We start from the raw sequence: 21,423 nt of genomic DNA, 5'->3' as shown, positions 1-21,423 counted from the left end.
CGGGACGGATGACACCGATGACATGACCACTCGGAACAGTGAAGGTAGACCCCATGGCGAAGTTCGACGGCCGCAAGATCTTGGTGACAGGTGCCAGCGGAGGCATCGGCTCAGCAACTGTTCGGCGTTTGGTGGCCGACGGTGCCGACGTCGTCGCGGCGGGCCAATCCGTGGACGCGCTGGACAAGCTGGCCGACGAGACCGGGGCAACGCCCCTGGCGTTCGATCTGACGTCCGAGGACAGTGTTCGCGACGCCGTCGCGGGCCTCGAGCTGTACGGCGTCGTCAACTGCGCCGGATTCGGCGGCGAGATCGCCACGCCTCAGGACACCGACATCTCGATCTTCGACAAGGTCATCGCCATCAATGCACGCGGCGCACTGTTGGTCATCAAGTACACCGTCCCCGCCATGATCGCCGCGGGCACCGGAGCGATCGTCAACGTCTCGAGCCAGGCGAGCCTCGTCGCTCTGACCGGACACATCTCTTACGGATCCTCGAAAGCGGCCTTGGACAACATCACTCGGGTCTCCGCACTCGAACTCGGCCGCGACGGCATCCGCGTCAACGGTGTGAACCCGACGGTCGTCATGACAGAGATGTCTGCGTTCTACTGGGGTCGCCCGGAGATCGAGGAGCCGTTCCTGGCGCAGATGCCGCTGGGACGCTGGGCCACCGAAGACGAAATTGCCGCGCCGATTGCCTTCTTGCTGAGCGATGATGCTTCCATGGTGACCGGAGTGTCGTTGCCGGTGGACGGCGGCTACACCAGTCGCTGACGGGACGAGGACGAGCAGACGGGGTAGATCATGACCACCATGCAAGACGTCGCGGCGCTGGCCAAGGTCAGTGCCAAGACCGTCTCACGGGTGTACAACAACGACCCGCACGTCGATCCCGATACTCGTGCCCGCGTTGCCGAAGCACTCGAGTCGCTCAACTATGTGCCGAACACGATGGCGACCTCCTTTCGAAACGGCCAGACGGCGGCCATCGGTGTCGCCGTACCGGACATCGACGACCCCTTCTTCTCCTCCATCGCACGCGCAGTGGAGGAACGGGCCCGCCAGGACGACATGGCAGTTCTCGTCACCAGCCTCGGTCACGACGGAGATCAGGAACAGGCTCTGGTGGAGTCGCTGCTGCGTAGACAGTTGAGCGGCTTGATCATCGCGCCGACGGGTGCGGACCACGCATATCTGGAGCGCTGGATCGACAAGACTCCGACGGTGTTCGTCGACCGCGCACCCGACGGCCTCAAAGCCGACAGCTTCGTCGACGACGATCACGGCGGGGCGGTGTTGGCCACCGATCATCTTCTCGATCTGGGCCATACCCGCATCGCCGTGATCGGCGACAGTGCCGGGATCCCGACCAGCCGCAATCGCTTGGCCGGTTATCGAGAGTCGTTGCAGGCCCGGGGAATCGAGTTCGACGAGGCTCTCGTCGCTTTGGGGGTGCTGGACCGCGAGGACGCCCGTGTGGCACTGACCGACCTGACCGCACTCGACAGTCCCCCTACTGCACTGTTCCTGTCGAACGCGCGAGTGGCAATGGCCTGCGTACCTGTTCTACAGCAGATGAATTTGCTGCATCTGGCGTTCGTCGGATTCGGCGACTTTCCCCTCGCCGATGCAGTGATGCCACCGGTGACGGTGATCGATCAGAACCCGGCTCGACTCGGCCATCTGGCCATCGAACGACTGTTGGGTCGAATCGAAAATCCCGGGCGCCGTTACAAACGACGCAACATCCTGGGTGTCGAGTTGATCGAGCGCGAATCCTGTACTCCTGGAACCACTCACACCATCAGCTGAGCCCGAGTTCTCGGGCGACGAGATCGGCTTGCTGCGCGGTCGTCAGTTCGGCGTCGACGCGCAAGTGCGGGATGCTCGGCGTCCGAGCCGGCGGATCCACCGGCCGATGAGCATCGCGATACGCGCCACGAGCGGCCCGGCGTCGCGCCAGGAGCTCCGGCGATCCGTCGACGTGGATCACCTTCGTTGCAGCAGGGGACAATTCGTTCATCAACAGCGTCCATTCTGGCGCGCCCGTCAATTCGCGGGTGAAGGGCGCAACGAGGACGGGCCGCTGACCGAGCTGTACGAGATCCCGGGCAGCGGCGCGCACCACGGCGTAGCGCCCGGCGCGAATCCGCTCCGAATGTGGTCCGGCACTGTTCCAGTGCGGGCCTTCGATCATCGAATCCAGTTCGTCCAGTAGCGGATTGGTGAGGGTGTCCAGGTCGAGCAGGGCCGTACCGAGACGGCGCGCCAGCTCTCTACCCAGCGTCGTTTTGCCACTGCCCGCCGCGCCGGCAACCACCAGGACCGGTAGAGATTCCCGTTCGATTCCGAGGACGTCTTGACAGACATGAGGCATAGCGGGAATCATACAAGACAACGTTGTCTCGCATACGTGCTACAGCGACACACTTCCTCCGATCGAGAGTTCACGTGACCGAGCGCGCCAGCATCAAAGACGTCGCCGCCTTGGCGGGCGTCAGCTTCAAGACCGTCTCACGCGTCGTCAACGGCGTGGATACGGTCCTGCCGGAGCTACGCGAGCGGGTCGAGGCTGCGGTGCAGACACTGAACTACGTTCCGAACTCCGCCGCCAGGTCGCTGAAATCGGGGTCGGGCAACACCATCGGGATCGTCGTCGACTCCATCGACGACGTCTTCTTCGCATCACTGGTCAGTGCCGTCGAAGATCGCGCACTCGAACACGGGCTCGCCGTCATCGTCGGCAGCACCGGCTTCGATGCCCAGCGCGAACGGGATCAGCTGGCCCTCCTGGCCGGACAACACGTGCGGGGCATCATCCTCGCGCCGGTCGGCGACCACAGTGACTTCCTCGTACCTCGGCGTCGCACACTGCCCACCGTTACCATCGACCGCTCGATCGCCGGTTTCGATTCTGTCATCGTGGACGATTACGGTGCCGCCAAGCGAGCCGTCGAGAAGTTGGTGGCAAGCGGGCACACGCGAATTGCTCTGCTCGGCTTCGACGATCGCCTGCAGACTGCGCAGTTGCGCAGGCAGGCGTATCTCGACGTTCTCGCCGATCTCGGCCAAGAGCCGGAGTCCGCGCTCGCCCCTCCGGTATCCCACGCCGCAGATTCGGTGCGGCCTGTAGTGAAGACGTTACTGGCGCAGCGCAATCCACCGACTGCGTTCTTCGTCGCCAACGCACGACACGCGACCGCCGTGGTGTCGGTTCTGCACGAGATCGGTCGCACCGACGTAGCCATGGTGTCGTTCGGCAATTTCTCGCTCGCCGATGCCGTCAGCCCGTCGGTGACCTGTATCGACCAAGACCCGTATCGCATCGGCACCCTCGCATTCGACCGCCTGGTGCAGCGGTTCGACGATCCCTATCTCGAACCCGAGCAGCAGATAGCGCCGACCACTCTGGTGGAACGACTTTCACATGCACTCCCCCTACCCGTAGAGAAATGAGAACTACTCCGTGAACCCCAGACTTGTTGCGGGACTGGACCTCGGGAGCACCGGCGTCAAAGTACTCGTCACCGACGATGCAGGCACCGAGCTGCTCATCGAGCAGAGTCCCACACCGTGGCGGCACGGACCGGGCGGAACCACCGACCTGGCCGCCGAGGATCTGTTGTCCACCATCGGGCAGCTACTCGATGCGGTCGCTCGCCGGCTGCCCGAGGCAACCGGTGACCCGGCCGCCCGCATCGACGCCATCGCGGTGTCCGGAATGGGTGAGACGGGCTTTCTTCTCGATGAAGACAACGTTGTCCGGGCACCGGCCTTCGCGTGGTTCGACCCGCGTGGTCAGCAGCAGGTCGACAACCTGCCGGCCGAATTGCGCGACCAGTTCGCCGGCAAGACCGGACTTCCCGTCGGCGTTCAGGTCTCCGTCGTCAAGATTGCGCATCTTCGTGACAACGGACTGAGCCTGACCGGGCTGCGATGGTTCAACCTGCCGGAGTTCGTCGTACTGTCCCTCGGTGGTCGTGCCGTGGCCGATTATTCACTGAGTTCGCGCACCGGACTACTCGATCAGGACAGCGGCGAGCCGTGGTCGGAGATGTTGGCGCACCTGGGTGTCGGAACCGACTTCATGCCGCCACTGGTCGACGCCGGAACCGATCTCGGAACTGCCGACGCACCAACACTTCCCGAGTCCATCGCCGGCGCTCGTCTGACTGTGGCCGGTCACGATCATCTCGTGTCCGCGGTGTCCGGCGGAGCGATCCCGCACGACCGTTACCACGTGTCGATGGGCACTGCCGAGGTGCTGCTGCGGGTACTCGACACTCCGTTGACCACCGACGCACGGAGCAGGCTGGCCGAACACCTCATCAACTCGGTGCGCCACGTGGTTCCGGGGCAACATGTGCTCGTCGCGGGAGTGAAGACCGGCTTGCTGATGCGACGGGCGTTGCAGCTGTGCGACATCAGCGATCGTGCCGGTCGCGACCTACTGGACCAGCGAGTGTGCGCACTGCCTGCAGGCGGACCGTTCACCGACGGCGGTATCGACATCACTGGTGCCCGCAACGACGACGGCGTTCTGTCCATCACGGTCCGTACAGACGGGATCGATTCGGCCGAGCTGTTCCGTTCGATTCTGTTGCACGGCAACAACGAAGTGGCTCGCCTCATCGACGCACTCGACGCCGAGGTGCCGCCCGCCAGGACGACATTGCTCACCGGCGGCTGGGCCGGCATGGCCAGCGTACGAGATGCCCGGGCTCAGGTGCTGCCCGATGTCTCGGTCTCGACCAGATCCCAGGACACTGCCTACGGCGCAGCACTGTTCGCGGCCCGACTACTGACGCTCATAGAAATCTGAGCCCACATTTCTGCAGCGAGACAACGTTGTCTCTGCTGCTCTCGACCCCAACACCCCACCAGGAGAAGAAGATGAACGAACTCACCACCCTCGAACGTCGCGGAATGGCTGCTATCTCCACCGAAGGCGGCAACATGCTCATCGTCGCCGGTGATCAGCGCAACGGCATGAAGGCCGTCATGAAGGACGCCGTCGACGGGCCGGGCTCGATCACCGTCGAGCAGCTCGCCGAGGCCAAGGCCGATCTGGTTCGCTACCTCGGCAACCACGCGCCGGCGATCCTGCTGGACCCGGAGGTGGCACTGCCGAAGATCGTCGACGACGGTGTGCTCTCGCGGGGCACCGCTTTGGTGGTCGGCATGGATGCGTCGGGCTTCGAGGAGACCGACGGTCTGCGCTACACCCGTTTCGTCGACGGCGTGACCCCGCGCGTCGTGCGTGACCTCGGCGGCGACGTCGCCAAGATGCTGTTCTACATGCGCCCCGAGCAGCAGGGCGTCGATTCCCGTGTCGCCGAGGAGATCCGCGACCTCGTCAAGGCATGCTCCGCCGAGGGTCTGCTCCTCATCGTCGAGATCTTGACCTACCAGCTCGAGGGTGAGTCGGACGAGGACTACAAGGCCGGCTTCGGCAAGATCATTGCCGACTCCACGCGCATTTCGGTCGAGTGCGGTGCCAAGGTACTCAAGCTCCCCTACCCCGGTTCCGCCGAGGCCTGTGCTGCCGTCACCGAAGCAGCACAGGGTGTTCCGTGGGCCGTGCTGTCGGCGGGCGTCGATCACGAGACGTTCATCGAGCAGGTCCGCATCGCCGTCGCCAACGGTGCACGTGGAGCGATGGCAGGCCGGTCACTGTGGAAGGACAGCATGGCTGTCTCTGCCGAGACCCGCGAGGATCTGCTCACCAACCGCGCACTCCCCCGGCTGCGTGAGCTGAACGCGGCCGTCGACGCCTGATCGGCGTTTTTCGACCGAGCCCGTGGGCGAACACGGGCTCGGTCGACGCCGTCTGGGTAGCGTGAACCCATGACGGAAGACTCGAACCACATCGATATCGTTGCCGCGCCCGGAGTGTTCGCCGATCTGCAGACCGCACAGGAGCTGGTCGCACGGGCCCTGTCCGCCCGCGGTCTGTCGGGCGGAATTGTCGACACTGCAACCGGTTCCGGTGAGGTTGTCGTCGTTCCCGGCGATGGAGCGCAGGTCGATACGTCGTTGTACAGCAGCGTCGTTCGCGTCGACTTCGGTCAGTGCGCACCGGATCGGTCCGAAAATATTCGCGCCCACATCCGGGGCCGCGGTCTCGACGGTCTCCGGTTCGCGATCGACAGTGTGTACTTTCATCGCTTCCACCCCGGCACGATCGTGACGTACGGAGATCACCCCGAGCAACGCGTCGAGTTGCGGGTGCCGGAAGGCGACGGACCCTTTCCCGTCGCCGTGTTGATTCACGGCGGGTACTGGCGCTCGCGGTGGGAGTTCGACCTGATGGATGAGATGGCGGTCGATCTGACCGCACGCGGGTACGCCACCTGGAATGTCGAGTATCGCCGACCCGACGAACACGGGTGGGATGCGACGACCGAAGATGTCGCGGCTGCTCTCGCCGCGCTGGAGACGGCACCCGCCTCGCTGGATCTGTCTCGAATCGTCCTGATGGGCCATTCCGCGGGAGGTCAACTCGCCCTGCGGCTTGCGGCCGATTCTGTCGGCGCACGGGTGACCCCTGCCCTGGCGGTGAGTCTGGCCGGGGTGCTCGACCTGAAAGTCGGCGACGAGCGGTGGCTCGGGGAAGGCGCGGTATCGAACGCAATCGGCGCCCGTTATGCGGAGTCGCGACGCATCTACGAGGAGTCGTCACCGATGTCTCGACTGCCCCTCGGTGTGCCACAGCTGGTGGTGTCCGCAGTGGCCGACGATCCCAATCTCCTCGAGATCAGCCGCGCGTACTACGCCGCCGCATCCGCGACTTCCGATTCCGTTGCTTCGGTCGAAGGACCGGGCGGGCACTTCGCCGTCGTCGATCCCACGTCGGAGATCTGGGTCGACATCGTTGCGGCGGTAGAGGCGGCCCTGATGTAACTCGACCTCAGTCTGTGGTGATCGACAGAATCACCCGCGGCTTGCGGCGTCGAGCAATGATCAATTCGACGAGCATGACGATGCGGTACTCGATGCCGTATTTCTTCTTCAATACCGAAGTCGGTCTCGAGGCGGCGTCTCCGGTGACGATGGTTGCCGAGCCGGTCACCGCCACGGCGTCATCGGGCACCGCTCCGCGCCGACTGCACGGGCGGAGCTCCACGCGATCGGAGTTCCTGATGCGCTTGACCTTGCCGCTCTCCGCGGGAGTGATGACGACCAGGTTGTCGCCGTCTCGGGCGATCCACACCGGCGTCGATACCGGCGCACCGGATCGACGGAAGGTGGTGAGCGAAACGAATGCCTCGTCGCCAAGGGCACGAGCGTCATCCGAAGTAGTGGCCATGAGTACCAAGTTACGCACCCTCCTCGCGTCGAGTCCGTAGTGTGCATGTTGTGACGCGGAGCACAAAGACGTGCAGCCGCGCCGGGACATCGAAAGCGAGATCGTCGTGAAGAGCACCATGCAGGACACCCCACTGTCCATCGGCCAGCTGGTTCGATTCGGGACGTTTATCCACTCCTCGGCCGAGATCACCACGTGGACCGACACCGGACCCACCACGGTGACATTCGGGGAGTTGGGCAGGCGGGCAGCACAATTGGCTCACGGCCTGCGGTCGATAGGGATCGACGACGATCAACGAGTCGCGACGTTCATGTGGAACAACGCCCCGCACATGGAGGCCTACATGGCGATTCCGGCGATGGGCGCAGTGCTGCACACTCTGAACATCCGACTCTTCCCCGAGCAGCTCACGTACATCGTCAATCATGCCGAGGACCAGGTGATCATCGCCGACGCCAGCCTGCTCCCCCTGCTGACGCCGTTGCTGCCGACGTTCGAGACCGTGCGACATCTCGTGGTCGTCGGGGTCGACCCGGCGCAGGTCACTGCACCCGACGGTATCGAGGTGCTCGGCTACGAGGACCTGTTGGCCGGCAAACCGGAGGAGTTCGATTGGCCCGAACTCGACGAACGATCAGCTGCCGCAATGTGTTACACCTCGGGCACCACCGGCGATCCCAAGGGGGTCGTGTACTCGCATCGCTCGATCTACCTGCATTCCATGCAGGCGTGCATGACCGACGCGATGGCAATTGCGCAGTCCGACAAGGTGTTGGCCATCGTGCCGATGTTCCACGCGATGTCGTGGGGGCTCCCGTATGCGGCGCTGATGGTCGGTGCGTCCCTGATCATGCCCGACAGGTTTCTGCAGCCGGCTCCGTTGGCAGAGATGATGTCGACGCTTCGTCCGACGGCGGCGGCTGCTGTCCCGACGATCTGGCAGGCCCTGCTCGCTCATCTGGACGAGCATCCGGCGGATCTGTCGAGTCTGCGTGATGTGGTGGTCGGCGGTGCCGCATGCCCACCGAGTCTGATGAAAGCCTTCCACGAGAAGTACGGCGTACACATCTCGCAGGCATGGGGCATGACCGAGACCTCACCGCTCGGCACCTCCGGTAGGCCCGACGCGGGACTGTCGCCGGAAGACGAGTTCGACTTGCGTTGCACACAAGGCAGATTCGTTGCCGGAGTTCGGGCACGACTCGTCGACGACGCCGGAACGGTGTTGCCGTGGGACGGCAAGACCGTCGGCGAGCTCGAGGTCCGTGGCCCGTGGATCACCGGCAGCTACTACCGCGCTGACGCGGACGACAAGTTCGACGACGGTTGGCTGCGAACCGGTGACGTGGGCACCATCTCCGAGAACGGCTACCTCCGGCTCACCGATCGCTCCAAGGACATCATCAAGTCCGGCGGTGAATGGATCTCCTCGGTGGAACTCGAGAACCAGGTGATGGGACATCCGGCTGTTCGTGAGGCTGCGGTCATCGGTGTGCCCGACCCGAAGTGGGACGAGCGTCCACTGGTCGCTGTCGTCGTCCGCGAGGGTGCGTCGGTGACGGCCGAAGAACTGAAAGAGTTCCTCGACAGCCGCGTCGCGCATTGGCAGTTGCCGGAACGATGGACCTTCATCGACGAGGTCCCGAAAACGAGCGTCGGCAAATACGACAAGAAAAGGCTGCGGAGTTCCCACGCCGACGGGGCGTTGGAGGTCATCGAACTGGTGTAGGACTAACTGCTCCAACCCCAGTTGTAGGGGTTCACCACGATTCGGTACCAGGTATCGGTGTTCTCGACGTTGGTGCACGGCACCACGATGTACGACTGCGACGCCTTCTCGAGTGACAGCGCCTTGTTGCAAAAGTATTGCGCGCCTTCCCCGGACTGCTCGGCGCGATAGACAGGACCGTAATGCCATTCGTCGGCACTGGCGGTCGCAGCCCCCATGGTGGTGCCGGCGGCGAGCGGAAGCGCCAGAAGTCCGGTCAATACTGCAATGCGTCGGCTGGTGCGGTTCATTCGAGGGCCTTTCGTGGCGGCACGTCCTGCACAACGTCGCCGGCCGTGGTCCGGCCACCGACTCGATCCGTTCATTGGTGACGTCGCTCGACGGCCGAGTCGCGTTACCGGTCGACGCGACGCAGCGCGACTACCCATCGACCTCCACGCCGAACCGCACCGCCAATTCTGCCAATCCGTCGTCGTAGCCCTGACCGATCGGCCGGAAGCGCCAGCCACTCCCGCGGCGGTAGATCTCTGCGAGCAGCATCGATCGTTCCGTGGTCGCGGCATCCAGCACCGCTGTCGCGACCGCCGAATCGAGTCCATCGAGCGACACCGATACCGCGCCTAGGTCACCGAATGTGTGGTCACCGTCGATTGCTGCGGCGACGGTGATACGCACGCAATCCTCGGGAACGAGTGAAAGGTCGATCCGCACACCCTGTTCGCTGTCACCATCGATCGACATCGAGACGGCACCGTCCGAGGTGACCGGAGCGTTGTAGAACACGAAATCCTCGTCACTGGCGACCAATTCATCGTCGGACAGCAAGAACGCGACTACATCTACACCGACCCGATCGGAGTCGTCGGCACGCCAGGAACTGTTGACCGTCAGCACTGCCTGATCAGGGTCGAGGTCGACGACGCCACCCCGTGGCACCAACGGAGCGATTCGGGACCGCCGAGCAGGGAGCGGCGCGGGAACTTCGATATTCAGTTCTCGGTCGATCGCTGCCGGTGTCAGCAACGTGAGATCCCGTTCCTTCACTTTCGGCATCCGCGGGTCTCCATCGCCGCCGTCCAAGATCAGGATGTCGGTCACGCCGGCGCTGAGATTCACAGCCGGTGTCGCACCGAGTTGGATCAGGCGCGACCGCATGAGTACCGACTCGGCGTGCGAACCGCCCATGACCAAGACCCTTCTTGTCTGCCAGGGCTTGACGACTGGATCGGGCTGCTGCTCGGCTGGTTTCGGCTGGGTCTGCGGCCGAATACCTTTCGGCGTTCCTGGCTGCACATTCCGGAGCAAGTCGAGCAATTCCGACTCCGAGATGATGCGAAGGCCATGGGCGCGCGCCCTTTCGACTTTTCCGCTTTCCGTTGTGGGATCCGAACACACCACCACACTCGTGAATCGACTGACGGAATTCATCACGTCCAGTCCGGCTTCCGTGAGCTGAGCGGCCAAGCGCAATCGCGGGATTCGCGTGTCGCCGCTGATCACGACTCGCATGCCCTGAACGAGACCGCCGTCCTCGGCAAGTGGACCTGGGTTCTCCCACGCGCAATGTGTGCGGGGAACGGTATCCGGATACAGCGTCAGACGCTCGGTGCACGTGACGACTGGAAGGGGAAGTTCGAGCGACCTGGCCAGCCGAGCGCTGTGGGTGAACACCTGCGCCAGCACTAGGGCATCGTCGTAGGCGTCGTGCGCATTGGACTGCAGCACTTTCCAGTGCGCGGCCAGGGTGGACAGCTTGTGGTTGGGAGTATCGAGTTGTAGTCGCCTCGACAATGCCACGGTGCACAACCGTTGCTTCGTCGGCATGTCGATGCCCGCACGCATCGATTCGAGCTTCAAGAACCCGTGATCGAAACTCGCGTTGTGCGCGACCAAAGTTCGACCATCCAGCAGATCCATGAGTTGCGGAGCGATCATGTCGAACGTCGGCGCACCGGCAAGCCGTTCGGGCGTCAGTTTGTGAATGTGCACCGGGCCAGGATCGCAACCCGGGTTGACCAGAGTCGACAGTTCGCGTCCGACACGTCCGTCCTCGTCGACCGTCAGAGCGGCCACACTGAGCACTCGATCACGGGATGCCTTCAGACCCGAGGTCTCGACATCGACGACGACCCATTTGTCGCTGCCGGTTCTAACCGAATTCTTCACAGGATTACCGCTTTCGACCGCATCGGACAATGAAGGCCACTATGCCGCACGAGATGCTGCACGCGAGTCGACTTCGGGCCAACACCTACGGTTCCTGGCCACCGACGGCCGTTCCACAGCACATTGGCGTACCTCGGACCATCGGTCCGCTTGCCAACGCACGCATAGCGAGCCCTTCTCCTGCGAGACGACGTTTCCACACTTTCTGCCTGCTAGAGCAGGCATAGGGGCTCATTGTCGGCAGAACCTTCGGCTAAGTTCCAACATGCATGCCAGGGCAAGCACAAGGAGCGATGATGGCGGAACCGCGACGACGAGCCCGTAAGCACTCGTGAGAACTGGCCGCAACGTTCGTCGCGCGTCGCCATCAGTTGCGCATGACCCAAGCCGAGTTGGCGTTGCTCGCCGGGGTGGGTCGTTCCACCGTTCAAGCACTCGAAGGAGGAAAGAACACAGTGCAGCTCGACAGCGTGGTCGCGGTCGCGGATGCTCTGGGGTGCGATATCGCACTGCTCACGCGCGCCGGATCGTTTGTGCCACCGCTGGATCCGACATGATTCAAGCACTCGAGCTACGAGAGGTCGATGCAGCCGATGCCTACCAGGGAAGACACCTTCTTCCCGATTTACTGACCCGCTCGGGAAACGACATGGTGTTTCGATACGACAGCACCTACCTCGACGACTCCTCTGCGTCGGATCGTCACCGAGGCCCGAATTGACGGTCTCCCGCATCCCCCAGTCCTGGCACGATGATGCCTTGATCGTTGAGCTCATCGTCGACGGCGGCACACACCACGCGGACGGGGTGTCCTGACTTCTCCAGCGCTGCAAGGCCTTCGGGTGTGACGACGACGCACACGACGACCACGTCGGTTGCTCCACGTGCGACGAGCAAGTCGATCGTCGCGGTCATGGACCCGCCTGTGGCCAACATCGGGTCGAGAACGAACACCGGTGTGCCGGCGAGATCTGCGGGGAGAGACTCGAGGTACGGCACCGGCTGCAGTGTCTTCTCGTCTCGTGCCATGCCGATGAATCCCACACCGGATCGCGGAATGAGCGCACTCGCCTGCTCCACCATGCCCAGCCCTGCCCGGAGAACCGGAACCAGCAGAGGTGGGTTCGCCAACCGCACACCGGTGGTGCGGGCAACCGGGGTGTCGACCTCGAAGGTGTCCACCGGGGCATCACGCAAAGCCTCGTACACCAACGTGTGTGTCAGCTGCCGCAGCGCCGAACGGAAGGTCGCGTTGTCACTGTGGACGTCGCGCATCGTCGTCAAAAGCGCTGTGGTCAAGGGATGGTCGACTACGTGGGTATCCATGGTCGCAGATTATGGGCCCCTCGTCGGCCATCCGTCCACACGGCTCGCGCTCGCTCGAACTGTCCGAAAGCGACCCCTCAGCGTCGGCAACTTTTGCCCACGACGGGGCCGCGACCGGCACGTTGACTCGGACGCATGACGCTTCGCAACGATCGATTCGAGTTCGACACCGACATCGCTCCCCTGTCTCGGAACGCAATCCGATGACGGTCGGACCGCTCTCCGACTGCCTGGTCGTCGACCTGTCGCGGGCACTCGCCGGACCCCATGCCGCGATGATGCTCGGGGACCTCGGCGCGCGAGTGATCAAGGTCGAATCGCCCAGCGGCGGTGACGACACACGAAGTTGGGGCCCGCCCTTCGTCGCCGACGACGAGGGCGATCGGCACTCGACGTACTTCCTCTCGTGCAATCGCAACAAGGAATCCATCGCACTCGATCTGAAAGCTGTCGACGGCCGAGAAACGCTCACCGCGTTGATCCGCCGCGCCGACGTGCTCGTCGAGAACTTTCGCCCCGGCGTTCTTGCTCGCCTCGGCTACAGCATGGAGGCCTTGCACGAGCTGAACCCGCGTCTGGTGATCCTGTCCATCACCGGTTTCGGCCACGACGGCCCAGAAGGCACGCGCCCAGGTTACGACCAGATCGCTCAGGGCGAAGCAGGATTGATGTCCCTGACCGGGCCGTCGAAGGACGAGCCCACTAGGGTCGGCGTTCCCATCGGTGATCTGCTCGCCGGAATGAACGGCGCGTACGGCGTCGTGGCCGCACTGCACGAGCGCAACACCACCGGCCGCGGCCGCGTCGTGCGTACCAGCCTGCTGGCCTCCATCGTCGGGGTGCACGCATTCCAAGGCACTCGCTACACCGTGGCCGGCGAGGTGCCCCGCCCCACCGGCGGACATCACCCGTCGATCTGCCCGTACGGTCTGTTCCACTCGTCCGAGGGGCTGGTTCAGATTGCCGTGGGCAGCGAGGGATTGTGGCAACGCTTCGCTCCCGCATTCGGATTGGACCGTCCGGAGTGGGCCACCAACCCCCAACGGGTCGACGACAGAGAGGCAGTCATCGCCGCTGTCGATGCCGTTTTCGCGGACTGGCCGACCGACAAACTTCTCGGACTACTCGGTGAGCTGGGCATACCGGCCGGACGTGTCCGTGATCTGGCCGAGGTCTACACCTGGGAACAGACCCGGTCGCAAGGACTGATGATCGACGTCGATCATTCGGCCTTGGGCACCATCACGTTGCCCGGCCCACCGCTGCGTATGGACGAGGATTGCGAGGGTGCCGCGATGCGCACGACGCACGCGGCCCCGCCGACCCTCGACCAGCACGGCGACTCGATCCGCGCCTGGCTCGAGACGACGCCATGACCCGCACCGGCGCGCCGGCACGGCTCGGCGCGATCGGACTCGTCGAGATGGTCGTCGACGCCGGCAGTTTCGTCCGGTGGGACACCGACCCGCTTCCCCCGATCGGGGTGCACGGACCGGCGGATCAGGGCTATCTCGACGAGCTCGCCGCGGCCCGTGAAACGAGCGGCTGCGACGAGTCGGTGTTGACCGGCGAAGCCACCCTCGCAGGGCGCCGGGTGGCACTCGTCCTGTGCGAGTTCGGGTTTCTCGCAGGCTCCATCGGAACGGCGGCCGCCGAACGATTGGTACAGGCCGTCGAAAAGGCGACAGCAGAACAGCTTCCGCTGCTCGCCTCGCCGACCTCCGGCGGAACACGGATGCAGGAGGGCACGGTCGCCTTCTTGCAGATGGTCAAGATCTCGGCGGCCATCGCTGCGCACAAGTCGGCGGGTCTCGCCTACGCCGTCTACCTTCGTCATCCCACGACCGGTGGAGCACTTGCCTCGTGGGGCTCACTCGGCCACGTCACTGCGGCCGAACCTGGTGCGCTCCTGGGCTTTCTCGGTCCGCGCGTGTACCAGGCGCTGTACGGCGAGAAGTTTCCCGAGGGAGTGCAGACAGCCGAAAACCTCGCCGCCCGTGGCCTGGTCGACGCGGTGGTCCCTCCCGAGCAACTCCGTGAGGTTGCCATTTCGGCGCTCGCCGTCCTGTGTGCGCCACACGAGCCACCTCCGCCGGTTCCGAACATCCCGTTGGAGCACCTCGACGATGTGCCTGCATGGGAATCCATCCGTCGTTCTCGACGGCCGGAACGGCCGGGAGTACGCCACCTCGTGCGATCGGCCGCGAACACGGTGACGACGTTGCAGGGCACCGGAGCCGGTGAGATCGAGCCCGGATTGTTTCTGGCCCTTGCCAAGTTCGGGGCCTCGGCGTGTGTCCTTCTCGGCCAGGACCGCACTTTCGCCGATCAGCCGTTGGGTCCCGCCGGCCTCCGGGAAGCGCGACGCGGAATGCGGCTGGCGGAAGAGCTGCAACTACCCCTTGTCACAGTCATCGACACTGCCGGTGCCGCGTTGAGCAAGGAGGCCGAAGAAGGTGGCCTCGCGGGCGAGATCGCCCGCTGCTTGGTCGAACTCACGACACTGAAGGCACCGACGATCTGCCTGCTGCTCGGCCAGGGAGCCGGCGGTGGCGCACTCGCACTGCTCCCCGCCGATCGGGTGCTGTGTGCCCAGCACGGTTGGCTGTCGCCACTGCCGCCGGAGGGTGCATCGGCGATCAAGTTCCGCACCACCGACCGCGCAGCCGAGATGGCAGAAGAGCAGGGAGTGCGCAGCCTGGACCTGCTCCGTAACGGCGTCATCGACCGGATCGTGGCCGAACGGCCGGATGCCTCCGACGAACCTGCGGCGTTCCTGTCTCGGCTCGGTACCGTGCTCGAACACGAGTTGGCCGTACTCCTCGCTGCCGACCCTGCCGCACTGGCGGCCTCCCGGTTGCAGCGCTACCGCTACCTGGGGATGTCCGATAACCAAAAAAGTGCGCTGATTGGGCAAAGCTTGCCAGTGCACCCCCGGTCCAACGGTCGATAACGTTCGTGGGGCGAGCCCCCGCCGCGCGAACGCCGGCCGACTCTGCAGTACCCACAGATCCCGATGAAGGAGATTTCAGTGCCCGACGCAATCGAGGTCCGCAAGGTCCCGCTCCACAACGTGTCCGATGCCAGCGAGCTGGCGAAGCTCATCGACGACGGGGTGCTCGACGCCGACCGGGTCATTGCAGTCATCGGTAAGACCGAAGGCAACGGCGGAGTCAACGACTACACCCGCATCATCGCCGACCGAGCATTCCGCGAAGTGTTGTCCGCGAAAGGAACTCGCAGCGCACACGATGTCGGCGAGGTTCCGATCGTCTGGTCCGGTGGCACCGACGGAGTCATCAGCCCCCACGCCACCATCTTCGCGACCGTACCGTCGGACAAGGCAGTACAGACCGAGGAGCCGCGCCTGACGGTCGGCGTCGCGATGAGCGAGCAGTTGATGCCCGAGGACATCGGCCGCACCGCGATGATCACCAAAGTGGCTGCGGCAGTCAAGGATGCGATGGCCAACGCCGGCATCACCGACCCCGCAGACGTGCACTACGTGCAGACCAAGACCCCGCTGCTGACGATCCACACCATCCGTGACGCCAAGAGCCGCGGCAAGACAGTCTGGACCGAGCAGACCCACGAGTCGATGGATCTGTCCAACGGCGGCACCGCTCTCGGTATCGCTGTCGCACTCGGTGAGATCGATATGCCGACCGACGAGGACGTCATGCACAGTCGTGAGCTGTACTCCTCGGTGGCGTCGTGCTCCTCGGGCGTCGAGTTGGACCGTGCACAGATCGTCGTCGTGGGTAACACTCGCGGAATCGGCGGCCGGTACCGCATCGGACACAGCGTGATGAACGACGCGCTCGATCAGGACGGCATCTGGAACGCGATCAAGGATGCCGGTCTCGAACTTCCCGAGCGGCCGCACACGAAGGATCTGGGCGGCAAGCTCGTCAATGTCTTCCTCAAATGCGAAGCAAGCCAGGACGGTACGGTCCGTGGACGGCGCAACGCCATGCTCGACGATTCCGACGTCCACTGGCACCGCCAGATCAAGGCGTGCGTCGGCGGCGTCACCGCAGCAGTGACCGGCGACCCAGCGGTCTTCGTGTCGGTCTCGGCAGCGCACCAGGGCCCCGAAGGTGGCGGCCCCGTCGCCGCGATCGTCGACCTCGGATAACGCCGGTTTCGATCTCGAACAGCGCCGCGCGAACCCGACAGTCTCGGGTTCGCGCGGCGTCCGGCCCTCCCTGCTTCTGCGTCTCTCTCGAACGAAGGAACCACCATGGCAACCACCGTCGGACCCGCTGCCGAACTTCTGATGTCCGACGCGGTCGAGCTCAGCGGCAAGATCAAGCGCCGCGAGGTCTCGTGCGTCGAGACCATGACGGCGTACCTCGACCACATCGAGGCACACAATCCGACGGTCAACGCCATTGTCGCCCTTCGTGATCGCGACGAGCTGATGGACGAGGCACGCGAGCGAGATCGACAGCTCTCGGACGGACAGTATCTCGGGTGGATGCACGGATTTCCCCATGCGGTGAAGGACCTGTCCGCAGCCCGAGGGCTACCGTTCACATCGGGGTCACCGATCTTCGCCGATCGCATCGCCGACGCGGACGATCTGTTCGTCGCCCGCGTGAAAGCGGCCGGTGCCATCGTCATCGGCAAGACCAACACACCGGAATTCGGGTTCGGATCTCAGACGTACAACCCGGTGTACGGAACCACCGTCTCGCCCTACGACACCTCGCGCACTGCAGGCGGAAGCAGCGGAGGTGCGGCGGCAGCCTTGGCACTACGCATGCTGCCCGTCGCCGACGGCACCGACTACATGGGATCGCTGCGCAACCCCGCAGCCTTCAACAATGTGGTCGGTTTTCGCCCGTCGTGGGGACGCATTCCCGAGCCGGGCTTCATCGCACAGGGCGCTGTCGCCGGACCGATGGGCCGATCGGTCACCGATGTCGCACATCTGCTGTCGACGATGGCGGGCCCGGATGCCAACGCGCCCCTCGGAATCGACGAGGATCCGGAGATCTTCACCCGCACTCTCGAACGTAGCTTCCGCGGTGCCCGCATCGCGTGGGTCGGAGACTGGAACGGTCACCTGGCTACCGAACCCGGTGTCCTCGATCTGTGCGAGTCGTCGTTCACCGTCTTCGAAGACCTCGGCTGCGCAGTGGAGAGCACCGTGCCGTCGTACGACCCGGCGAAAATCTGGGACTCGTTCCTGACGTGGCGGTGGTGGGCGCAGCTCGGGATGGCCGATCTGTACGAGAACCCGCGCACGAGGGAGCTGATGAAGCCCGAAATGCAGTGGGAGATGGAGCATGCAGTCGCACTGACCGCACTCGACGTCACCAAGGCAGCGCAGGCTCGCAACGACTGGCAGAGCGCACTGACGACATTGTTCGAGACCTACGACTTCGTTCTCGCGCCCACCGCTCAGGTGTTCCCGTTCGACAAGGACCAACACTGGCCGCAGTCCATCGCGGGTCGACCCATGGACACCTATCACCGGTGGATGGAGACGGTGGTGCCCTGGACGATGACCGGCGTTCCTGCCGCCGCCGTCCCGGTCGGATTCGACGATCGGGGTCTGCCGATGGGTGTTCAGATCATCGGCAGGCACGGTGCCGACCGGGCGGTTCTGCAGCTCGCCTATGCCTACGAGCAGGCCTCGCGGTGGGTCGAGCGCGTTCTCCCGCCGGCACTGCACGTCGGCTGATCCCCCGCCGTCGCGACATGCCCTACACAGTATTGTTGAACAATGGATGACATGGTCGGTGCGCTTCGGCCACGAGTACGAGACTTCCCGGCCTCGGCGAGTTACGCGCTCACCGTCGCAGAATTGCTTGCGCTCCCCAGCCTGTCGGGGTCCACGCTTGTCGCAGGCGAGCAGGGACTCGAGAATGTGGTTCGACGCGTCAACGTCATCGAAGTACCCGACATCCTGCCGTGGGTGAAACCGAACGAACTGCTGTTGACGACGGGTTTCCCACTGCGGCATGCAGATTCGGGCCGCCCGTTCGATGCCGGTGCCCTGGTGGAGTTGGTCGAAGGACTCGCCGAACGCGGCGCGGCAGCGCTCGGAGTCAAAGAAGGACGCTACTTCGGAGACGTACCCCTTGCGATGATCGAGGCAGCAGATCGACTCGGCCTGCCGCTCTTCCTCATTCGCCGAGATGTCGGCTTCGACGAGGTCATCTCCGAGGTGTTCACCCACCTCGTCGACCGGCAGGCGTGGGCGTTGGATATCGCCGATCGCATGCATCGAGCCCTGACCTCGATCGTGCTCGAAGGCGGCGATCTACCGCAGATCGCCGATGAGGTCGCCACGCTGTTCGAGGCCTCGGTGCTCATCTGCACTCCGGACGGTCGAGTCCAGGCCACAGCAGGAGCAGACGCAGATCTTGCGGCCCTGGAAGAGATGCCCCTGTTCGATCCGTCCGGTCGCCTGCTCACCGAACGACTCCACGAAGGCCTGCAACCGGTACCGGGCGACAGCGGGCACCGCATCGCCGTTGCACCGATCATCGCGGGCGGCACCGACCACGGACTGATCGTGGCTGTGGCGGCCGCCGAGCGACTCGGTCCCGTCACGATGCAGTCCCTCGAACGCGCGGCCACCGTCGTGGCGTTGGCGGTCATCAAGAAGCTCGCGGTCTCTGCCGTCGAGTCCAAGTTTCGCGGCGACTTCCTTCGGGACGTCCTCAACGGCGCAACCGAATCCCCCGAACAGATCATCGAGTACTGCGCCCAGCTCGACTGGGACGTGGATCGAAGCATGGTGGTCATCGTGGCCCAATTGGACGAGATCGCCGAAGTGGCCGTGAGCAATTCGGTGAAGCCGGCCGTGTCCGGCCGCCTGCCGCAGGAGCGGCTGACCGCGGCATGGCAGCAGGTGGTGCGCAGGCGCGATCGCCGGGCTCCCGTCGTCGGGTTCAGCAACGAGGTCGTCACGCTCATGCCGGCCGAACCCGGCACCGAACGGGACGTCGTCGAGGATCTGATCGCCTCCGTCGCCGGAGACAAGGGCGGCGGACGAAACTCGTTCGGCGCAGGCGTGAGCCGCGTCATCGACTCCGTTGCCGACATCCCGCGCGCCTACGATCAAGCCCGCAAAGCAGTCGTCGTAGGACGCCGCATGCGCGGAAACGGATCGGTAGCGCATTTCGACGGCCTCGGCGTGCATCGACTGTTGTCACTGGTCACCGACGGAGCCGAGCTGCAGGCCTTCGCAACCGAGGTGTTGGGCTCACTCGCCGGCGACGACGCCGATGCCGTCGACCTGCGCCAGACGTTGCAGGCGCTGCTCGACACCAACTGCAACGTCGCAGAGACCGCCCGCGTCTTGCATTTCCACTACAACACACTCCGCTACCGCATCGGCAAGCTGGAGTCCATCGTCGGCCCGTTCACCACCGATCCGATTCTGCGCCTGGATGTAGCGCTGGCACTGCGGGTCGCGGAGATGAAGGGGCTGTGACACCACCCGAGGAGACACCCAGTGCCTGAGGGCAATTCGATCGGAACCGACGCCGTCGCACTCGCGGCAGCAGTGCGCGCCGGCACCGTGTCCGCGCGCGAGGTGACCGAGCAGCACCTCGAACACATCGGCCGAATCAACACCGAGCTGAATGCGATCGTCACCGTCGCAGCCGAATCGGCTCTGCTGGCAGCCGACGGAATCGATGCCTGCATCGCCCGCGGCGAGCGGGTCGGCGACCTCGCCGGAGTGCCGTTCACGGTCAAGGACCTGATCGCCACCGCCGGAGTTCGCACCACGGCGGGTTCACATGCGCTCGCGGACAACGTCCCTCGCGTCGACGCTCCCGCCGTTGCTCGGATGCGCGCCGAGGGCGCAATCCTGATCGGTAAGACCAACACACCGGAGTTCGGTGCCAGCGGACTCACGCACAACGACCTGTTCGGCTACACCGTCAACCCGCTCTCTCCCGCCGACACGAAGCTGTCACCGGGCGGGAGCAGTGGCGGTGAGTCGGCGGCCATCGCGTCGGGCATGAGCGTGGTGGGACTGGGCACCGATTTCGGTGGTTCGGTGCGGTGGCCCGCGCACTGCACCGGTCTGTGCTCGATCAGGCCGACACCGGGCCGAATCGACTCCGAGGGGCAGTATCCCGGTGTCATGAGCGACAACCGAGTGCTGACGAATCCGGCGACCATGCACGGCACCGTGCAGACCATCGGACCCATGGCCCGCACTCTCGACGACGTGATCCTGTTGCTGCGCGTGCTGTCGTCGCCGCAGTACGCCTGGGCCGACCCTGCGAGCGTGAACCTCCGCGAGCTCGATATTCGTTGGGCCACAGGAGAAGGCACGATTCCGGTCGACGCGGAGATCCGCGCTGCCGTCGAGGCCGCAGCACTGCGCACAGAGCCGTTCGTCGGATCGGTGACGCCGTACGAGGGCACCGCACTACACGGCGCTCATGAGCTGTTCACACAGATGCGGGCCTGCGAAACCCAAACGGACATCGAGCAATACGGCCCCGCCGAGTTCAGCGCCAACATCCGGGCCATCCTCGCTGCCGTCCGAACCACCACGGCCGCAGACGTCGAGGCACTGTGGGCTCGACGCGCCGAGATGCAGCACCAGCTGGTGTCCACGATGGGCGACGTCCTGATACTTCCCGTTGCATCGATCCTCGCCCCTCCTCTCGGTGAGACGAGCTTCGAGGTCGACGGTGCATCTCTGTCGTGGTCGCAGGCGTTGGCGAGCAGCCGAGCGATCAGCATCCTCGGGGTGCCCTCGGTGGTGATTCCCGTTGCCACCTCCAGCAGCGGTCTGCCGATCGGGGTGCAGATCATCGCCAAGCCGTGGCACGAGCATCACGCTCTTGCCGTCGCCGCCGCTCTGACGTAGCCCGCGCGGTCCGTCCATCCGTACCGCGACGGCA

At 64.6% G+C, this 21,423-nt stretch carries 19 protein-coding genes; 14 read left to right on the top strand and 5 right to left on the bottom strand.

Going from position 1 to position 21,423, the window contains the following annotated elements; translation table 11 throughout:
* The first annotated feature begins 53 nt into the window (after positions 1-53).
* Complete coding sequence (locus CH268_RS27445; protein WP_094666529.1) at positions 54-779, top strand: SDR family oxidoreductase; 726 nt, start codon at positions 54-56, stop codon at positions 777-779.
* A 30-nt stretch (positions 780-809) separates the two neighbouring features.
* Entirely contained in the window at positions 810-1,817 is a 1,008-nt protein-coding gene (locus tag CH268_RS27440; RefSeq protein ID WP_032383247.1) for a LacI family DNA-binding transcriptional regulator, read from the top strand.
* Here CH268_RS27440 and CH268_RS27435 read toward each other — a convergent pair.
* Positions 1,810-2,382, bottom strand: coding sequence for an AAA family ATPase (locus tag CH268_RS27435; protein WP_176458079.1), 573 nt, complete (start codon positions 2,380-2,382; stop codon positions 1,810-1,812). The genes CH268_RS27440 and CH268_RS27435 overlap by 8 nt on opposite strands.
* Positions 2,383-2,456: 74 nt before the next feature.
* On the opposite strand from CH268_RS27435, the gene CH268_RS27430 reads away from it, so the two are divergent.
* The 4 genes from CH268_RS27430 to CH268_RS27415 all read left to right on the top strand — a co-directional run bounded on the left by CH268_RS27430 (position 2,457) and on the right by CH268_RS27415 (position 6,908).
* Positions 2,457-3,461, top strand: a complete 1,005-nt coding sequence (locus CH268_RS27430; RefSeq protein WP_063216736.1) for a LacI family DNA-binding transcriptional regulator — start codon at positions 2,457-2,459, stop codon at positions 3,459-3,461.
* Between the two features lie 10 nt (positions 3,462-3,471).
* Positions 3,472-4,827, top strand: a complete 1,356-nt coding sequence (locus CH268_RS27425; RefSeq protein WP_094666526.1) for an FGGY-family carbohydrate kinase — start codon at positions 3,472-3,474, stop codon at positions 4,825-4,827.
* A 71-nt stretch (positions 4,828-4,898) separates the two neighbouring features.
* Positions 4,899-5,783, top strand: a complete 885-nt coding sequence (locus CH268_RS27420) for a tagatose-bisphosphate aldolase (protein ID WP_032383251.1) — start codon at positions 4,899-4,901, stop codon at positions 5,781-5,783.
* Positions 5,784-5,852: 69 nt separating this feature from the next.
* A complete protein-coding gene (locus CH268_RS27415; RefSeq protein WP_094666524.1) occupies positions 5,853-6,908 on the top strand; it encodes an alpha/beta hydrolase in 1,056 nt (351 codons plus the stop codon).
* 7 nt (positions 6,909-6,915) lie between these two features.
* On the opposite strand, the gene CH268_RS27410 is transcribed toward CH268_RS27415, so the two are convergent.
* Entirely contained in the window at positions 6,916-7,314 is a 399-nt protein-coding gene (locus CH268_RS27410) for a PPOX class F420-dependent oxidoreductase (protein WP_032368955.1), read from the bottom strand.
* 106 nt (positions 7,315-7,420) lie between these two features.
* On the opposite strand from CH268_RS27410, the gene CH268_RS27405 reads away from it, so the two are divergent.
* Positions 7,421-9,046 (top strand): long-chain fatty acid--CoA ligase, encoded by a 1,626-nt coding sequence (locus CH268_RS27405; RefSeq protein ID WP_094666553.1) that lies wholly within the window; start codon positions 7,421-7,423, stop codon positions 9,044-9,046.
* Positions 9,047-9,048: 2 nt separating this feature from the next.
* On the opposite strand, the gene CH268_RS27400 is transcribed toward CH268_RS27405, so the two are convergent.
* Both CH268_RS27400 and CH268_RS27395 read right to left on the bottom strand, forming a co-directional pair.
* Positions 9,049-9,336: a hypothetical protein gene (locus CH268_RS27400; RefSeq protein WP_094643664.1), complete on the bottom strand. Its 288-nt coding sequence runs from the start codon at positions 9,334-9,336 to the stop codon at positions 9,049-9,051.
* 130 nt (positions 9,337-9,466) lie between these two features.
* Positions 9,467-11,212 (bottom strand): TerD family protein, encoded by a 1,746-nt coding sequence (locus CH268_RS27395; protein ID WP_094643665.1) that lies wholly within the window; start codon positions 11,210-11,212, stop codon positions 9,467-9,469.
* A gap of 338 nt (positions 11,213-11,550) precedes the next feature.
* Between CH268_RS27395 and CH268_RS27390 the strand changes: the two genes are divergently transcribed.
* Positions 11,551-11,769, top strand: a complete 219-nt coding sequence (locus CH268_RS27390; RefSeq protein WP_255175822.1) for a helix-turn-helix domain-containing protein — start codon at positions 11,551-11,553, stop codon at positions 11,767-11,769.
* A 145-nt stretch (positions 11,770-11,914) separates the two neighbouring features.
* Here CH268_RS27390 and upp read toward each other — a convergent pair whose 3' ends face one another.
* Positions 11,915-12,538, bottom strand: coding sequence for a uracil phosphoribosyltransferase (gene upp / locus CH268_RS27385; RefSeq protein WP_063216763.1), 624 nt, complete (start codon positions 12,536-12,538; stop codon positions 11,915-11,917).
* Between the two features lie 203 nt (positions 12,539-12,741).
* Between upp and CH268_RS27380 the strand changes: the two genes are divergently transcribed.
* The 6 genes from CH268_RS27380 to CH268_RS27355 all read left to right on the top strand — a co-directional run bounded on the left by CH268_RS27380 (position 12,742) and on the right by CH268_RS27355 (position 21,389).
* Positions 12,742-13,914 carry a CaiB/BaiF CoA transferase family protein gene (locus CH268_RS27380; protein ID WP_032364454.1) on the top strand — a complete coding sequence of 391 codons (1,173 nt, stop codon included), beginning with the start codon at positions 12,742-12,744 and terminating at the stop codon, positions 13,912-13,914.
* Positions 13,911-15,491, top strand: coding sequence for a carboxyl transferase domain-containing protein (locus CH268_RS27375; RefSeq protein WP_094666522.1), 1,581 nt, complete (start codon positions 13,911-13,913; stop codon positions 15,489-15,491). Before CH268_RS27380 ends, CH268_RS27375 begins: the two co-directional genes overlap by 4 nt.
* A 78-nt stretch (positions 15,492-15,569) precedes the next feature.
* Positions 15,570-16,676: a ring-opening amidohydrolase gene (locus tag CH268_RS27370; RefSeq protein WP_032375321.1), complete on the top strand. Its 1,107-nt coding sequence runs from the start codon at positions 15,570-15,572 to the stop codon at positions 16,674-16,676.
* 105 nt (positions 16,677-16,781) lie between these two features.
* Positions 16,782-18,230, top strand: a complete 1,449-nt coding sequence (locus CH268_RS27365; protein ID WP_094666520.1) for an amidase — start codon at positions 16,782-16,784, stop codon at positions 18,228-18,230.
* Between the two features lie 42 nt (positions 18,231-18,272).
* Positions 18,273-19,991: a PucR family transcriptional regulator gene (locus tag CH268_RS27360; RefSeq protein ID WP_094666518.1), complete on the top strand. Its 1,719-nt coding sequence runs from the start codon at positions 18,273-18,275 to the stop codon at positions 19,989-19,991.
* Positions 19,992-20,012: 21 nt separating this feature from the next.
* A complete protein-coding gene (locus tag CH268_RS27355; protein ID WP_094666516.1) occupies positions 20,013-21,389 on the top strand; it encodes an amidase in 1,377 nt (458 codons plus the stop codon).
* The last annotated feature ends 34 nt before the right edge of the window (positions 21,390-21,423 follow it).

Source organism: Rhodococcus sp. 06-1460-1B (genome assembly GCF_002258475.1).
Lineage (GTDB): Bacteria > Actinomycetota > Actinomycetes > Mycobacteriales > Mycobacteriaceae > Rhodococcoides > Rhodococcoides fascians.
Note: the sequence above shows the minus strand (reverse complement) of the source record. Positions and strands in the feature narration are given on the sequence as shown.

Coding starts and splice junctions, on each gene's coding strand:
- CH268_RS27445 (WP_094666529.1), top strand. CDS start 54: ATGGCGAAGTTCGACGGCCGCAAGATCTTGGTGACAGGTGCCAGCGGA.
- CH268_RS27440 (WP_032383247.1), top strand. CDS start 810: ATGACCACCATGCAAGACGTCGCGGCGCTGGCCAAGGTCAGTGCCAAG.
- CH268_RS27435 (WP_176458079.1), bottom strand. CDS start 2,382: ATGCCTCATGTCTGTCAAGACGTCCTCGGAATCGAACGGGAATCTCTA.
- CH268_RS27420 (WP_032383251.1), top strand. CDS start 4,899: ATGAACGAACTCACCACCCTCGAACGTCGCGGAATGGCTGCTATCTCC.
- CH268_RS27415 (WP_094666524.1), top strand. CDS start 5,853: ATGACGGAAGACTCGAACCACATCGATATCGTTGCCGCGCCCGGAGTG.
- CH268_RS27410 (WP_032368955.1), bottom strand. CDS start 7,314: ATGGCCACTACTTCGGATGACGCTCGTGCCCTTGGCGACGAGGCATTC.
- CH268_RS27400 (WP_094643664.1), bottom strand. CDS start 9,336: ATGAACCGCACCAGCCGACGCATTGCAGTATTGACCGGACTTCTGGCG.
- upp (WP_063216763.1), bottom strand. CDS start 12,538: ATGGATACCCACGTAGTCGACCATCCCTTGACCACAGCGCTTTTGACG.
- CH268_RS27380 (WP_032364454.1), top strand. CDS start 12,742: ATGACGGTCGGACCGCTCTCCGACTGCCTGGTCGTCGACCTGTCGCGG.
- CH268_RS27375 (WP_094666522.1), top strand. CDS start 13,911: ATGACCCGCACCGGCGCGCCGGCACGGCTCGGCGCGATCGGACTCGTC.
- CH268_RS27365 (WP_094666520.1), top strand. CDS start 16,782: ATGGCAACCACCGTCGGACCCGCTGCCGAACTTCTGATGTCCGACGCG.
- CH268_RS27360 (WP_094666518.1), top strand. CDS start 18,273: ATGGATGACATGGTCGGTGCGCTTCGGCCACGAGTACGAGACTTCCCG.